At 34.1% G+C, this 16,566-nt stretch carries 11 protein-coding genes; 8 read left to right on the forward strand and 3 right to left on the reverse strand.

Annotation, left to right across the window (positions count from 1 at the left end):
- The first annotated feature begins 2 nt into the window (after nt 1-2).
- The 6 genes from ACSV4D_RS06540 to ACSV4D_RS06565 all read left to right on the forward strand — a co-directional run bounded on the left by ACSV4D_RS06540 (nt 3) and on the right by ACSV4D_RS06565 (nt 8,576).
- Entirely contained in the window at nt 3-2,135 is a 2,133-nt protein-coding gene (locus tag ACSV4D_RS06540; RefSeq protein ID WP_439227579.1) for a hypothetical protein, read from the forward strand.
- A gap of 370 nt (nt 2,136-2,505) precedes the next feature.
- Entirely contained in the window at nt 2,506-4,353 is a 1,848-nt protein-coding gene (locus tag ACSV4D_RS06545) for a rhamnogalacturonan lyase (RefSeq protein ID WP_439227580.1), read from the forward strand.
- A 192-nt stretch (nt 4,354-4,545) separates the two neighbouring features.
- Nucleotides 4,546-5,175, forward strand: a complete 630-nt coding sequence (locus ACSV4D_RS06550) for a hypothetical protein (protein ID WP_439227581.1) — start codon at nt 4,546-4,548, stop codon at nt 5,173-5,175.
- Nucleotides 5,162-5,989: a YecA family protein gene (locus ACSV4D_RS06555; RefSeq protein WP_439227582.1), complete on the forward strand. Its 828-nt coding sequence runs from the start codon at nt 5,162-5,164 to the stop codon at nt 5,987-5,989. The genes ACSV4D_RS06550 and ACSV4D_RS06555 overlap by 14 nt, the downstream gene beginning before the upstream one ends.
- A gap of 483 nt (nt 5,990-6,472) precedes the next feature.
- Nucleotides 6,473-7,357 carry an AraC family transcriptional regulator gene (locus tag ACSV4D_RS06560; protein WP_439227583.1) on the forward strand — a complete coding sequence of 295 codons (885 nt, stop codon included), beginning with the start codon at nt 6,473-6,475 and terminating at the stop codon, nt 7,355-7,357.
- Between the two features lie 67 nt (nt 7,358-7,424).
- Nucleotides 7,425-8,576 (forward strand): iron-containing alcohol dehydrogenase, encoded by a 1,152-nt coding sequence (locus tag ACSV4D_RS06565; protein WP_439227584.1) that lies wholly within the window; start codon nt 7,425-7,427, stop codon nt 8,574-8,576.
- 89 nt (nt 8,577-8,665) lie between these two features.
- On the opposite strand, the gene ACSV4D_RS06570 is transcribed toward ACSV4D_RS06565, so the two are convergent.
- The 3 genes from ACSV4D_RS06570 to ACSV4D_RS06580 all read right to left on the reverse strand — a co-directional run bounded on the left by ACSV4D_RS06570 (nt 8,666) and on the right by ACSV4D_RS06580 (nt 13,591).
- Nucleotides 8,666-9,820 carry a PepSY-associated TM helix domain-containing protein gene (locus ACSV4D_RS06570; RefSeq protein ID WP_439227585.1) on the reverse strand — a complete coding sequence of 385 codons (1,155 nt, stop codon included), beginning with the start codon at nt 9,818-9,820 and terminating at the stop codon, nt 8,666-8,668.
- A 97-nt stretch (nt 9,821-9,917) separates the two neighbouring features.
- A complete protein-coding gene (locus ACSV4D_RS06575; protein ID WP_439227586.1) occupies nt 9,918-11,144 on the reverse strand; it encodes a DUF4374 domain-containing protein in 1,227 nt (408 codons plus the stop codon).
- 17 nt (nt 11,145-11,161) lie between these two features.
- A complete protein-coding gene (locus ACSV4D_RS06580) occupies nt 11,162-13,591 on the reverse strand; it encodes a TonB-dependent receptor (RefSeq protein WP_439227587.1) in 2,430 nt (809 codons plus the stop codon).
- Between the two features lie 438 nt (nt 13,592-14,029).
- Between ACSV4D_RS06580 and ACSV4D_RS06585 the strand changes: the two genes are divergently transcribed.
- Together ACSV4D_RS06585 and ACSV4D_RS06590 are read left to right on the forward strand one after the other, a co-directional pair.
- A complete protein-coding gene (locus ACSV4D_RS06585) occupies nt 14,030-16,153 on the forward strand; it encodes a TonB-dependent receptor domain-containing protein (protein WP_439227588.1) in 2,124 nt (707 codons plus the stop codon).
- 48 nt (nt 16,154-16,201) lie between these two features.
- Entirely contained in the window at nt 16,202-16,387 is a 186-nt protein-coding gene (locus tag ACSV4D_RS06590) for a hypothetical protein (RefSeq protein ID WP_408081693.1), read from the forward strand.
- The last annotated feature ends 179 nt before the right edge of the window (nt 16,388-16,566 follow it).

The following is a 16,566-nucleotide window of genomic DNA, read 5'->3' on the forward strand; positions in this document are numbered from 1 at the left end:
ATATGAAAAAAGTATTCATCGCAGTTTCCCTGTGTTTGTTACTAACCACAGCAAAAGCACAGGATAAAATTGACCGAAAAGCAGTTGTAACCAGACATAATGTTAACATCACTAAAATTGATACTTTAAACTCGTTATCAGTCGGAAACGGAACTTTTGCCTTTACCGTTGATGCTACCGGATTGCAAACATTCCCGGATTATTATCAGGCAGGTCTTCCGTTAGGAACGCAATCAGAATGGGGATGGGATGCTTTACCCAATACGGAAAATTACAAGTTTGAAGAAACCTTAAGAGATTACGACCAAAACGGCAGACAAATCCCTTATTCGGTACAAATAAAAACACCTGAACATGCTGCAAAAGCAGTAGAATATTTCCGTGCCAATGCGCACCGATTGCAATTAGGAAATTTAGGATTTGAATTGTACAAAAAGGATGGAGCATTAGCCCAGCCATCAGATATTAAAAATATCAAACAAACACTAAATGTATGGACCGGAGAAATTGAAAGCACTTTTACATTGGAAGGAACTCCCGTAAAAGTATGGACCGCTTCACATCAGGAAAAAGATGTTATTGGGGTGAAAGTTGCCTCTGATTTAATAAAAAAAGGACAATTAAAAATTCGTATGCGTATTCCTTTTCCAACCATGAAATGGGGTGATAATGGGAATTTATGGAAAGCTGATTTTGCCTATACCAGCACACTTTCAAACAACGGAAAAAACGAAGCCATCATTACCCATAAAATGGACTCGATTACCTATAATGTGGGATTAAAATGGAAAGGAACAGCCGCTATTGCTCAAAAAGAAGCGCATTACTACCTGCTGACTCCTTCTAAAAACAGTGAATTTGAATTCAGTTGCGAATTTGCTCCGGCTCACAAAGGAAAAATGGCAATTCCGGATGTTGCAGCTGTTCAATCCAGCAGTATTTCGGGATGGGAGAAGTTCTGGAAAAGCGGTGGTGCAGTTGATTTTTCACAATGTACTGATGAACGTGCATTTGAATTAGAACGTCGTGTCGTTTTATCACAATATTTAACTAAACTACAATGTACAGGAAATGAACCACCACAGGAAACTGGTTTAACTTACAACAGCTGGTACGGAAAACCGCACTTAGAAATGCACTGGTGGCATGGCGTACATTTCCCATTATGGGGAAGAGCTGGTTTGCTGGAAAAAAGCCTGCCTTGGTACAATAAAGTCTATGATAATGCTAAAAAAATTGCCGAGAGACAAGGTTTTGATGGGGTAAGGTGGCAAAAAATGACCGATCCGGATGGTAACGAAGCCCCTTCTTCTATTGGAGCTTTATTGATTTGGCAACAGCCGCATTTTATCACCTATGCCGAATTAATGTATCGCGACCACAAAGACAAAGCGACTTTAGATTTATACAAAAAACGCGTGTTTGCAACTGCTGATTTCATGGCTTCTTTTGCGTATTATGACAAGGAGAAAAAACGATATATTCTGGGTCCAGGAGTAATTCCGGCTCAAGAGCGTTTTAAAGCAACCGAAACTTTTAACCCAACTTACGAATTAGCCTATTGGAATTGGGCTTTAAATACGGCTTTAGAATGGAAAAAACGTTTAGGCGAACCGGAAGTAGCCAAATGGAAACAAGTTATTGCCCAATTATCGCCATTGCCTGTACAGGAAAATGTGTATTTAGCCACTGAAAGTGCCACTGATTCCTATACCAATCCGGAGTACAAAACCGATCACCCATCTGTTTTTGGAACCTATGGAATGTTACCTGAAACGACTTTATTAGACAAAAAAATCATGAGAAACACTTTCGATTTGATTTGGAAAACCTGGTCCTGGAACGAAACCTGGGGTTGGGATTTCCCTATGACTGCAATGACTGCTGCCCGTTTAGGAATGCCGGAAAAAGCAGTAGATGCTTTATTTATGGATGTTCAAAAAAACACCTATTTAGCTAACGGACACAACTATCAGGAAGACCGTTTGCCACTATATCTACCTGGAAATGGCGGGGTACTTACCACAGTTGCTATGATGTGCGCCGGCTGGGATGGCACTACCGAAAAAAATCCTGGTTTTCCCAAAGATGGCAAATGGAACGTACGCTGGGAAGGTCTTGAAAAAATGTTTTAATAACTCGTTAAGTAAAATTGTTTTTTAATTCTAAATCTTCGTCAGTTCGAGTGAATTTTCAGAAATGCGAATAGCTTTTTCAGAAAATTTGTATCGAGAACCATTTTTAGTAAAAACATAATTGGTATTGATTTCGCTGAGAAAACAGTATAAAGAACAAGAAAACTTATCATCAAAAACTGTTCTCGATACATCTTTTGCTCCATTACATTACTCAAAAAATACTCGAACTGACGTCTTTGATAATCCAATCCTGAGAATTAAAAACTCTCAGGATTTTTTTTTTACAAAAAAGACTTTAACTCTTTAAACTTTTTCCCTTATTCACAGTCTAATTCCCTTTAACCAATTAACCAAACCCTAAACCAGAATGAAAAAAATCCTATTAGCACTACTCCTAATTCAGGCCAACAGCTTTTTGCTCTTCAGCCAAAGACAAATGGAATCCTTAGACCGCGGACTCATTGCTGTAAAAGAAAACAATCATTTTTATATCAGTTGGCGTGTTTTAGGTACCGATGCAGATGATTTAGCTTTCAATTTGTATCGAAAAAGTGGCAGCAAAACCGCAGTTAAAGTAAATGAAAAACCAATTACAGGTGCGACTAATCTTATTGATGAAAAAGCGAATCCCGGCCAAGACAACAGCTGGTTTGTAAAAACCGTTGTAAACGGAGTTGAACAAGAAGCAAAAGGGAGTTTTAGCATAAAAGCCAACAGTCCTGATAAAAATTGTTTGTCTATTCCGCTGAAAGCAAAAGAAGGCTATATCCCTAATGATGTTTCGACAGGAGATTTAGACGGCGATGGGCGTTATGAATTGGTTGTCCACATGACTGGAAAGGGAGCTGATAACTCTTTTAGAGGATTAACAGATCCTCCTGTTTTTCAAGCCTATACTTTGGACGGAAAATTTCTATGGGAAATCAATTTGGGTAAAAACATCCGCGAAGGCGCTCACTATACCCAATTTATGGTGTATGATTTAGACGGTGATGGCATAGCCGAACTGGTTTGCAAAACCGCCGATGGAACTACTGACAGCGCTAATAATATAGTTGGTGATGCTTCAAAAGACTGGAGAGATTTGAATCCAAAATCGGCTACTTTTGGGAAAATATTGCAAGGCCCGGAATACCTGACTGTTTTTGACGGAAAGACGGGAAAAATTGTCAATACAGTTCCATACATTCCTGAAAGAGGCGATATTGGAAAATGGGGCGGAAAAGGCGGCAACGGAAAAAACGACAACACCGGAAACAGAGTCGATCGTTTTACTGCCTGTGTGGCTTATTTAGATGGTGTACATCCAAGTGTAGTGATGTGTCGTGGGTATTACGGTCGTATTGTGATAGCTGCTTTTGATTTTAAAGATAAAAAACTGACCTCCAGATGGGTTTTCGATACTAAAGACGGAAACAATCCTTTTTCGGGAATGGGAAATCACGGACTCTCTGTTGCCGACGTGGATAATGATGGTAAAGACGAAATCATTTTTGGTTCTATGGTGGTGGACGATGATGGCAAAGGTTTATACACTACAGGTTTTAGACATGGCGATGCCCTGCACGTGAGCGATTTAGACCCTGAAATTCCGGGTCAGGAAGTTTTTGGCGTTCACGAAATCGAAGAAGGTACTAAAGGTCCGGGTGTGGCTTTGTTTTCGGCTGCCAACGGAAAAGTTTTGTTTACCGCAGCTCCTAATGAAGATGTAGGAAGAGGCGTTGCCGATAATATTGATGCGACAAGAATGGGTGCCCAAATGTGGTGGTCCGGTTCTCGTGGCTTATATGATATCAAAGGAAATAAAATTGGTGAAACTCCAAAATCAACTAACTTTTTAATTTATTGGGATGGCGATACTTCGAGAGAAATCCTGAATTCGAATTATATCGACAAATACGGAAAAGGGAGATTGTTTACTGCTGAAGGTGCCCGTTCTAATAATGGTTCGAAATCTACTCCTGCCCTTTCAGCAGATATTCTGGGCGACTGGAGAGAAGAACTCATTTTAAGAAGTGAAGATAACAGCGAATTGCGTATTTATTCTACCACGATACCAACTACAATTAGGCAATACACCCTAATGCACGATTCCCAATACCGTTTAGCTATTGCCTGGCAAAATGTAGGTTACAACCAGCCGCCACACACTAGTTTTTATATGGGAACCGGCATGAAACCAGCTCCAAAACCAAATATAAAATTGGTTCCTTAAAACGTTTTACTTAGATATATTTTTTAAAGGCACGGTGAAAGCTGTGCTTTTTTTGTAGGAAAATATTTTTTTGTTTACTTTAGCGAACAACAAGAATTAATTTATAGAGACAATCCACCTAAATTTAGGTGTATACTCGCTACATTATAGCAGTTATATACAAATTAGCTGGTAGCATTTAAAGCCTAAACTATGACATTAACTATTAACGACAGTAATGAAACTTTCTCAACTTGGTTAAGTAGAGACTATATCGATAAAGAACTTCAAAAAGAACTTGCAAAAGCTTCTATCCTACTTACTCCTTTTGAAAATTTACGTGACGATACTCCACCAGTATTCCCAATAGAAACTGAAAGTCTCATAGGATACTTTAAGAAAAATCTACCCTCGGAAATTTCTATCGATATCTGTATTGGAGATGATAATTATCTTGAATTTGCTTTTTACAATAACTATAAAAGGTTAGGTAAATTTGTTGTTTTATCGGTAACCATTCCAATTTTTATCACTGTATTATCTTCATATATTTATGATAATTATATTAAAGAAGATGAAAGTAAACCAGCCATAATTACGGTAGATAACTCTACAACGATTACGAATAAGACGACGGTCATCAACAATCAACCAGTAAAAAAGGTAGTTGAATCTAAATCTCCAAGTGAAATTACACAAAAAAAATTTTTACAACCCACACATATAAAATTTTCAGTTACTGTAGTTGATAGTACAAGTACATCTAAAGAAATTGATTATGAAGGTCCCGCAAATGAAGTCGGAACTGTCCTAAATGCTTTAAAAGAATATGAAGGAAAATAAGATTTGGGATCTTTTAATTGACCTCGAAAAGACAGTAGATTTAAAGTTTTTACAAAATCAAATACAAAATCAAATACAAGATATAAAAGAAGAAGCTTTATTAGTTGACGACCAACAGATAGCTACAGAATCTTGGGTTGCACAATCAATTCTTCAGGTACATTTACAGTATCGACAAGCTTTTGATTACTTAATAAAAAAAGAGTACTATAAGGCTTGGTGCGAACTTGAGAGGATTGAAATTGAATTTCATAATCTAAAAAGGCATTTCGACACTAAATCTAATAATTATGGTTTGTACAAAATTGAAAAAGGGTTAAGAAACTTACAAATTCTCTATCCTTATAAAATTTTCCTAAGTGTAGAAATACTTAAAAAAAAGAAAAAATGTAGCGTTTGTGATAAAGAAATATCAATAAGAAAACCATGTGGTCATCTAGTTGGAGAAATTTATGATGGTGAAATGTGCCATAGGATTGTTACCGATGCAGAAGTTTTAGGCACGGCATTAGTACAAGATCCTGGGAATAAATTTTCTGTCATGTTCATTGTAGATGAAAAAACTGGTATTCAAAAAGATCATTACAATTACTATCCATTAGAATATCTCTTTAACATTATTAATGATCCTTATGGGAATTGGGATCTTGAAATATCCGAACGTTTTGTAAAAGAAAGCGACTTCAAATGTGGCCGCAATGACAAATGTGAGTGTGGCTCGGGGCTAAAATTTAAAAAATGCTGTCTAAAAACAATTGGAAATAGTTATCCTCATTATGTATTTCTATTTCCTAAAGATATTATACAAATCTAACTTAAGGAAGCTATACCAGCAGATATAACCATAGCTATTGCACACGACCCTCCCATCTGGTGCTCGTTTACAACGAGTACCTACTTACTTTAAGAACTAAACAAAGCGTTTGCAACGCGGTTCTAAAATCATTATCCCGCTCATGAGCAAATCCTTTTGCGTTCGAAACATTCAATTTTCACACAGATTTTGCAGATTTCCGCAGATTACTGAATAATTTTTCTACGGAAATCTGCAAAATCTGCGCGCTTTTTATATCTGTCACAGACAGAGTAACACATCCTCAAAGTCACAGACTTTGCGGAGCTAAACATTAAAGCTTATAAACTTCCTCTTTAAAGCCTGTTCCGGAATTCATTTTGCAACTCTAAAATTTGATTAAATTTGTAACCGCAAAAAGATTTGCTGAAATCAGTTTAGGTTGCAGTTCGATCAAGTACCATTAGAATGGGTTGCAAAGATAAATCCCCAGATACACATTACATGAATTTAAGCCGGTTAGAAATCAAAAAAAACATTACAAAAACAGAAGACAGAAATCTGTCTTTTCGTGTTTTTGATTTGAAATTGGAACAAATAGAAGAATACCTGAAACCGCATAAAAAAGATCATTTCTGTATTTTTATTATTGAAGAAGGAACCATTCAGCTTCATATAGAAGAAAAAAAAACACTACTGAAAGCGGGTAAAATAGCTGTAATTTTTCCTGATCAGGTTCATTTTCTTTCAGATTCAAGTACTGATTTAAGCGGCAAACTCATCCTTTTTGAAGAAGTGCTTTTTTGTTCTGATATTTTAAAAAACGAATTAAGTGCTTACAATGTTAATCTTTCTAAAATTCTAAACTGTGTTTTATTGTCGCAAAAGGAATTCCAAAAGAGCCAGAGTATTGCTTCAGAAATAGAAGCCGTTTACAAAAACCCCAGTCTGATTAAAAAAGAACAGGGACGTTTTTATATTAAAATTTTTCTTCTTGGACTCATTGAATCGGTTCACGGACTCCAGCCTTTACTTCATCCGGAAACGGATGCCGATAAATCGCTTTTTATCCACTTTAAAAAATTACTTAACGAGCACTATAAATCAGAAAGAACAGTTGCCTATTATGCAGGAAAATTGACTGTAAGTACTAAAAAGCTGAATGCTGTAACAAAGAAACATTGTAACGAAACCGCCATTCATGCCATACATAACCGGATTCTGACTGAAATAAAACGGCAATTGCTTTTTTCAGAACACTCTCATAAGGAGATAGCTTTCGATTTAGGTTTTAGTTCGCCTTCGGCACTGAATAAATTTGTGCGTTCCAAATTAAAAGAGACTCCAACAGAACTCCAGCATGAACTGGCGCAAATTTATACCGTATAGTCCTGTTTGTATAACATCCCCGGCAAGGCTTCTTCTACTTTTGCTCTACTAATAAAAAATTAAAAAAATGAGCAAATTATTTATTGCATCAGAGATTTTCCATGGTGCAGGAAGTCTTGAAGAACTAAAAAATATCGAAGGTAAAAAAGCAATTATTGTCACCGGAGGAAGTTCTATGAAAAAAAGCGGAACTCTTGACAGAGCGATTGCTTTTTTAGAAGAAGCGAATATCGAAGTGAAAGTTTTTGATGGTGTTGAAGAAGATCCTTCATCTGCTACTGCGATGAAAGGTGCGGAAGTCATGCACGACTTTCAACCGGATTGGATTGTAGGTTTAGGAGGATGTTCGGCAATTGACGCAGCTAAAACAATGTGGATTTTTTATGAACATCCTGATACTGATTTCGACTCATTAATAAAACCTTTCAGTGTTCCAGTTTTAAGAAAAAAAGCGAAGTTTATTGCTATTCCTTCAACCAGTGGAACCGGAACTGAAACAACGGGTCTTGCAGTGATTACTGATCGTGAAAAAGGAGTTAAATATCCTATTGTTTCTTATGAACTAACACCGGATATTGCTATTGTGGATGGAGCAATCTGTGCCTCAATGCCAGCGCATATTACTTCAAACACGGGTCTTGATGCTTTAACGCACTGTGTAGAAGCTTACGTTTCTAATATTGAAAATAATTTTGCCGATGTACTTTCAAAAGGAGGATTGGAAATTGTATTCGACAACCTTCAGGAAGCGGTTAAAAACCCAACCAATATTGTTGCCCGTCAAAATATGCACGATGCATCGTTTATGGCCGGACTTGCTTTCAACAATGCGTGGTTAGGAATTGTACACTCATTATCGCATCAGGTAGGTGCTTTATATGGTATTCCTCACGGATGTTCAAATGCTATTTTCTTACCAAACGTAATTCGCTACAACGAAAAAGCAAGTAACCGTTTTCCGGATTTGGCCAAAGTTATCGGAAAAGAAACGGCTGAAGATTTAGCTCAGGCAATTGAAAAATTAAGAGCCGATGTGAATAATATCGGATCTATCAAAGAATTTGGCATTTCTAAAGAAGACTGGGAGAAAAACCTGGATTACATGACGGCAAATGCATTAGCTGATCCTTGTACTGGTTTTAACCCAAGAAAACCAACTCTTGAGGAGTTAAAAGCAATTTACCAGGCTTGTTATAACGGTGAAGTGGTTAACTTCTAAATTATATACAAAATATAATATTATCTCCAAGTTATTTTTATTTGACATAAAAATAACTTGGAGATTTTTAATTTTATGATTATTAAAGCCTAACTTCGTTTTCTCTTTCCCCACATTTTATTGTACCAAATAATAAAACCTGTAATGGGCAGACTGGCACAAATTAGACTAGCAACAAAATAAATAATCTTTGTTGATAAACCTCCTATTGCACCTACATGCAAACTGTAATTGGAACGCATTAGCCATTTCGAAAAACGCTCATCGCTAACGTATTTCTGAGATTTATGAAGTAATTCTAATGTATTTGCATCAAAATATAAATCTCTCCAAACGCCTTTATTCATATCAGTACACGCATAAAAATCTTCTTTAGGATCATCAGGAAAATGAATAATAACTGCTTCATTATTTTCTTTCGCAATCTCAGTACGAACTTTTCCCCAAATAAAATCCGCCGATTCAAGCATATCAAATTCTTTACTCGTTACCGTCGCTTTTTTAATTGTTTTTTCTTTTTGTACAGGTTCATCAGCCCAGCCGCCACTTAACCAATACGTACTTTCTCTAACCCAATGAAAACTCATAATCAAACCCGTAAACGAAATTAAAAGAGCCAAAATCAGGACATAAAATCCCGTGACGTTGTGTAAATCATAATTTAATCGCTTGAATTTTGCTTTCCATTTTATTTTAAAACTTGCATCTTTTGTTGTTTTATTCCACTTTTTAGGATACCAAAGAATAAATCCACTAATCAGTAAAACAAAAAAAATCAAAGTTGCCCAGGCAGTAATTTGTGTTCCAATTTCTTCGTCTAACCACAGATGACGATGTCCTTCATCAATGATATGAAAAAAATCTTCATGATCTACAATACCGGTAATTTTTGCATTGTATGGATTTACATAAATCAATGAATCGGAATCAATATCTACTTTAACAGATTTATCTAAACCATTATACCATACTCCGTGGATTTCTTTATTAGGAAACTGTTGTTGAACAGCATTGTATATTTTAGAAGGTGGTAATAATTTTTCCGGATGCTGTGCTTCTATATTTAACCAGGGCGATGTTAATGCCTTAATTTCCTGCTCAAATACCAAGATGCAACCTGTGATTGCCATAATAAAAACAATTATTCCAGAAGCTAACCCCAGCCAGAGGTGAAACCATGCGTTGATTTTACTAAAGCGATATTTAGGTTTTGATTTTGATGGCTGCTTTTTGATAACATTCATTATTGTATTTTTAATAAAAAAAAGATATTAAAAAACCATACAACCATTACATATAAAGCAATGATTGTATGGTCCAAAAAAAGAAAATATTTCTATTTTATTGCTTTTTAGTTAATCTTGTTAATGATGGTAACTCTCCACCGCTAACTACAGCACCTGATGTTGCAACTCCTGTAGCAATATCAATTTGATATACTCTTCTTTCATCATTAGTAACAAAACTTTTATATAGTTTACCGCTTTCAACTAATACACTTCCAAAACCAAAATAGTTATCTCCCGAGTGATCAGGTAAATTAGTCACTTTTGTTATTTTTTTAGAGCTAAGATCAATGATAGCACATTTTAATTTGTATGATTTATAATTTAAGAAACCCCAATTAGGCTGATCGGCATCAATAGCAGTAGGAATATAATTAACCAATACTTTTTCTCCTCCGGCTGGGTAAGCTGATAAAACTTTCCCTTGAAGTTCACTTGTTTCAATATCTAAGAAGTAATCATCGTCAAACTCTGATTGTCCTTTTTTAATTTTAAGAATTCCTGAGTGAGAAGCAGTTGGAGTATAACCACATAAAACAGAATTTGAAGAGAATGTATAAATATCACCAGACTCTGTTTGAACCATACCTGTATTTGTATAATATTGACCAATAGCAGTTGTGCGAGAATCTTCAATTGTTTTTAAGTAAGTCAATGAAGGATATTCATATACTTTTACAACTGCTTTGTCCTGGAAAAGTTTCCAGTCTTTATCACGTTCAAAAGTTGAAACGAAAAGTCGGTTTCCTGATACACATACACTTGTAGGCCATAAAAAGTGTCCATTAGATATCGCAAAATCATCATATTTACTATTCGTAATTTTTACAGTTTCCGGGTCGTAAATTTTAATTTCATTCTGAGTACTACTAGCATCCCAAGGTGAATTAATAGTAACTAATTTACCATCATCAGTAGTACCATAAGCATAAGTATCTCCTGTAAAAATAGGATTAGTTTTAGCTATTACACCTTCTGAATTAAGATAAAAACCTAGTGATCCTTCAGCATCACCTGTAAGTGCAAAAAAAGTATTTGCTACAGGTACGAATGAGCCTGCTTGTTCTGTTCCTTTTCCAACCATATCAATAGATCCGTTCATCAATTCGTCTACCGACTCGAATTGCCAAACATAGCTATTCCACTCTGTATCCTGATATGATAATAAGTAAGTTTCATCAGCCGGATTCCTTTGTTCTGAATTATCTTCATCATTACTACATGAAAAAAGTACTGCCGGCAATACTAATAAAGCTAAAAGTTTTTTAATTTTTGTTATCATTGTTCTTAATTTAAAATTTAATTAATAAAATATCTGAATTTAACCATAAATGATCTTCCAGGTTTTTGTACCTTATAGTAATCATACACTTTAGTATCTGTAATATTGTTGCATTCTAAACCAATATTATATTTTCCTTTTCCAAATGTATAAGCAGTATTTATACTTTGTGTAAATTGTTCAGGTATTGTATTTCTATCATCCGGACTACCGTTTCTGGTAGATACCAAGAAGTATTCATCTATATAATTTGCTAAGAGATTAATACTTAAATTGTCATCTGCAGTTCTAATCTTTCTGAAGTTAAAACCTAAATTAGCATTACCATAAAAAATTGGGGTATTAGCTATTTGATACCCTTTATCTGCATTTCGGGTATTAGACCCCACAGGATCGAAGATACTTTCATCAATTGTTTTCTGGTAGGTAGCATTTACTTCAAAAGTTACGCTGTTTTTATATCCATACTGAAAAGTTCCGTCTATACCACTTACTCTTACGTCAGCCTTATTTATAAAATTAGACTGAGCTCCTGTTGTTTCAGCTTGGATAAAGTTTTGTGCATTTCTATAAATGTAATTTCCCTGAAATCCAAAAGAATGATTTTCTAACTTTTTCTTAAAGCTAAATCCTGCATTAATATTATCACTAGATTCAGGTAATAAATTTGGATTAGCTAAAACAAGTAATCCATCTCCTAGCATTTCTTCTGCAATTGGTAGACGAAAAGCGTGTTCATAAGAAGCCTTAAGCTGTAAATTTTCATTCAGAAAAAAAGACAAAGCCGCTCCATATCCTATATCATCAAAAGAATCACTAAATTCATTATAAACCCAGTCTTCTTCATCAGCATATTGATCGTCTAACACTACCATCGTAGTTTTTAAAAAATACTTTTTAGCAAAAGCAGTGAAAGACATTTTTCTATCAAAGGCAGCTAAATTATAAGATAAACCAATAATATTCTTATTGATTGAAGGCTCACCCGGTCTGGTAATATCATAAAATTCATCATCTTCTTTTCTTTTTAAATTATTAATTGAATAATTTAAAGCAAAATACTGTTGCTCATTTAAATCGTACTTAAAAGTAGTATTTACCTGAAAAGATTTATCATCAAAAACATAAATTGATTTGTTCATATTTAATTCACCTCCACTTGTTTCAACCCCGCTTGCAACACTAGTACCATCCCATTTATACCTTAACGATGAAGTATCTACAGCTCTGGTTTTTACAATATTATAAGAGGCAATGAAGTTTACCGATAAGTTTTTAGTAAAAAGGCTGTCTTTTTTAAATTTCAAAGAAGGAACAAATGCCTTACTATCATTAAAAGCCTGTCCTACTACACGCTGCATATTTGTACCGGTTTGAATTTGTTTTTTATTAGCAGAAGCCATTAATCCAAACAATAAATAATCCGCATATTTTTTTCCTTTCACTCCAATCTCTGCCATTACAGCTCCAGACTTATAACCATCATGAAAATGCTCGTATTTTCTTTCAGGATTGAAAGTACCATCCGAATTAAACGTCTGAACATCTACTTTATAATTATTATCCGTATAATTCCCAAAAGCATTAATGTTAGCCACTAATCCATTTTTTCCCATAAATCGGGTGTTTACAGCTACGCGATGAGTATTGAATGATCCAAAACTATAAGAAGCATCAATATATCTTTTTACTGAAGGATTTGTAACAATATTTACAGCTCCGCCCAAAGCATCACTTCCTAGTTCAACAGGCACTACACCTTTGTAAACTTCAATCCTTTCAGCTAAGTTTACTGGAATATTATTGAGAGAAAATGAAGAGCCATAACTATCAATAGGAATTCCGTCCATAAAAAACTTAACCTGATTTCCTGTAAAACCGTTTAATGAGAATTTAAAATCAGACCCCATACCCCCTGTTTCTCTCACACGCACACCAGTAGTCGTACCTAAAACTTTATTTAAATCCGCATTTGAATTATAAAGTTGCTTTAAATCAATTGCAACTACATTATAAGCTTTTTCGTTAATACGCTCAACCTGTGATTTTCCAATTACCTGAACTTCATTTAAAGAGGCGGTATCTTCTTCGATTGTTATATTCGAAACTGATTTATCAGCTTCTCCTACAGTTAATTCAGTTAATTTCGATTTAAATCCTATGTAGCTAACCACTAAAATATAATTTCCAGGCTTTGTTGAAATTACATATTCTCCTTTCCCGTTTGTCAATGCTGCATATGTTGTTCCTTTTAATGCTACAGAAACTCCTTCTGCAGGTTTTCCATCAGCAGTTAATACCATTCCTGATATTTTTACTTTAGTTTTTTGACAATAAATATTGGTTACTGTTAAGAAGAAAATCGCCAGAAATAATATGTTTTTTAATCGCATTATAATAAAATTATATTGTATAAAATCTGGTGCAAAATTATTATTTAAAAACATTCTAAACAATTTTATTTTAATTTATTCCAAATAAATACACAAAAGACTAATTATCAATAGCTTAAAAATACTTTAAATCAACTTTTTTCTTGTTAAAACATTAACATTAACAATTGAAAGTTTGAAATCGCTGGAAAAAAGTAAAACAAAATATGGCTGGAATACATACTACATAAAATATTTTCCATAAATGCTAAAGCATTTATGGAATGATTCCAATCTTATTGATAAATCATTTACACACATTTCTTTTTATTAATACTTACTAACAATCAGTCATTTATGACAATTATTAAATAATTAACATTTTTTCTTATTTAGACTTAGTATAAATAAATATATATTTGCAATACAAAATCTAACTTTTTGTTCAAAATCTAATAAAAAACACTCCTCTAAAAACTGAGATACAGCATTGAAAAACACAAAATATTAACAATGAAAACCTTAATAACCTTATTACTACTCACCATTTCTATCTCTAGTTTTTCGCAAGCTGAAAAGAAAAAAGACAGTATTATAGAAACCTATTTTAATGATTTAGAAGAAGTAATTATTGTAAAAAAGAAAGAAACTTATGTTCAAAAATCAGATCGAATGATTTTTAATGTGGAAAATAGTATCGTATCTGAAGGAGGAACAGCATTAGACGTTTTAGCCCGTGCACCCGGAGTGGTGGTATCTCAGGATGGTGACTTAGCCATCAGAGGGCAACAAGGAGTCAGCGTCATGATTGACGGCAAACTTACACAGCTTTCTCAAAAAGAATTGGCCAATTATTTAAAATCGACAACCTCATCAAACATCAAACAAATTGAAGTAATTACTAATCCTTCTTCTAAATACGATGCGGCAGGAAAAGCCGGGATTATTAACATCGTTATGAAAAAATCACCGGCATCAGGATTAAAAGGGACTGCTTTTACTAATTACGCTCGCAGTAGAAAAAACAGAACTAATTCTGGTTTGAACCTGAGTTACAATAAAGATAAATTTGGCATATTTGGTAATTACAGCTACACTTTCAGAGGGGAAGAAGAACGTAAACTTTTTAATCAAATTCAATATACAGAGGCTTCCAGACAAGAAATTGCAACAACTAATCGCCAATTTACAATTACCGATGAACCGCTTACTTCTAACAATTTTAAAATTGGCACACAATATCAAGTTTCGCCAAAAACGAATTTAGAAATGTATGTCGATGCCAAAATAGGTCGCTATGAAAACATTGCCAATGGTGGGAATATTTTGCTGGACAATAACAATCAATCACTGCAGGATGTAGCAACTTATAATAACAGTAAAGAAAACTGGTATGATTATACTTATGCGCTTTCGGGAGTTCATAAATTTAATAACAAAGGTCGAAATATGAATTTTGATCTGGAATATGAAACATCTAAATTCAGATCCAGACAATTTCAAACAGCTGAAAACACAGACAACTCCAATCCCAACTCAGTCAATGACCGTAGAGGTTTTATTCCTTCTTTGCTAAAAGTTTATACAGCTAAAGTTGATTTTACTAATCCCTTTCAGGAAAAACATACTGTAGAATGGGGATTTAAAGCCGGAATAAAAAACAATGAAAATCCGTCGGTCTATGAATATTATGAAAATAACGAATGGATAGTTGACTTGAATTCGACCAATCATTTTGAATACAATGAAGAAATTTATGCCGGATACATTAATTATAAATATCAATTAGACAAAATCAATTTTCAGGCTGGTTTACGATCTGAATATACGGCAATAGTTATTGATCAGAAAACATTAAATGAGAAATACAAAAGTGATTACTTAAAGTGGTTTCCGAGCCTTTCTATCAAATACGACTTAGCAGACAATCATTCATTTCATGCTTCTTACAGTAAAAGAATTAACAGACCCAATCAATTTGATTTAAACCCGTTTCGTTTTTACAATGATCCGTTCAATTATTATCAGGGAAATCCAAATTTAATTCCTGAAATAGCTGATGCTGCTGAAATAGGTTATAGCTGGAAAAATATCGTCATGGCTACGCTGTATTTCAATCAGACTAAGGATGTTTTTACAGAAGTTTATCTGTATAATCCTGAAGAAAATACCACAATAACCACACAGGTAAATGTGGACAAATCATATAATTATGGTACCAATATTACTAATACGACCAAAATTTACAAATGGTGGTCAGCCAGTACATTATTTAACATTTTTGAAAACAGGTATATGGGAAATACTTTCAATAACGATAGAATTACCCCTATTGTAACCTGCAATTTAAATGTGCAAAACTCATTTACTATTAGCGAAACCTGGAAAGCCGAAGCCAATGCACAATATCAGTCAAAATCTAATGTTGGAATTTATGTAAGAGACGATTTCTTTGATTTCAGCATCGGGTTTTCTAAACAGATACTGGATAAAAAAGGGAGTATTAAATTGAATATTACCGATGTTTTTAAAACAAAAAATTACAATATCAATTCAGCCATCGGACAAACCAGTATCGACAGAAGATATAACCTTGACAGCCGTGTGGCTACAATAGCCTTTACCTATCGAATTTAATGCTCATCAGAAGCGCCCCATATTTATTAATCTTAATCAGTATACATTATGTTAGACTATACGATTTTAATATTAGAAAAAGTAAGTTTTGACTCCTTACTTTTTTCAAGAGAATTACAAAAAGCCATTCATACACTCACCCCTTCAGATATTGAAAAACTAGGAAAATGGTTTGTCGATTTTTCAGAACTGCATAGTGAATTAGAAGAATTTAAAAGCTATTTCCTGAATTAGATTACACTTCTAATTTTACATTAAATAATCCAAAAAAAGGTTTAAAAGCATTTGTTTTTGAACCTTTTTTTATATCATCTAGTGCTAAAAAGAATCATCAAAATAATAATAAAAAACGTAATTTTTAATAATTCTAAATAATGTTTTATTGATTATATTTGCAACCAAATGATTTATAA

The sequence above is a fragment of the Flavobacterium sp. ARAG 55.4 genome, assembly GCF_051846875.1.
GTDB lineage: Bacteria > Bacteroidota > Bacteroidia > Flavobacteriales > Flavobacteriaceae > Flavobacterium > Flavobacterium plantiphilum.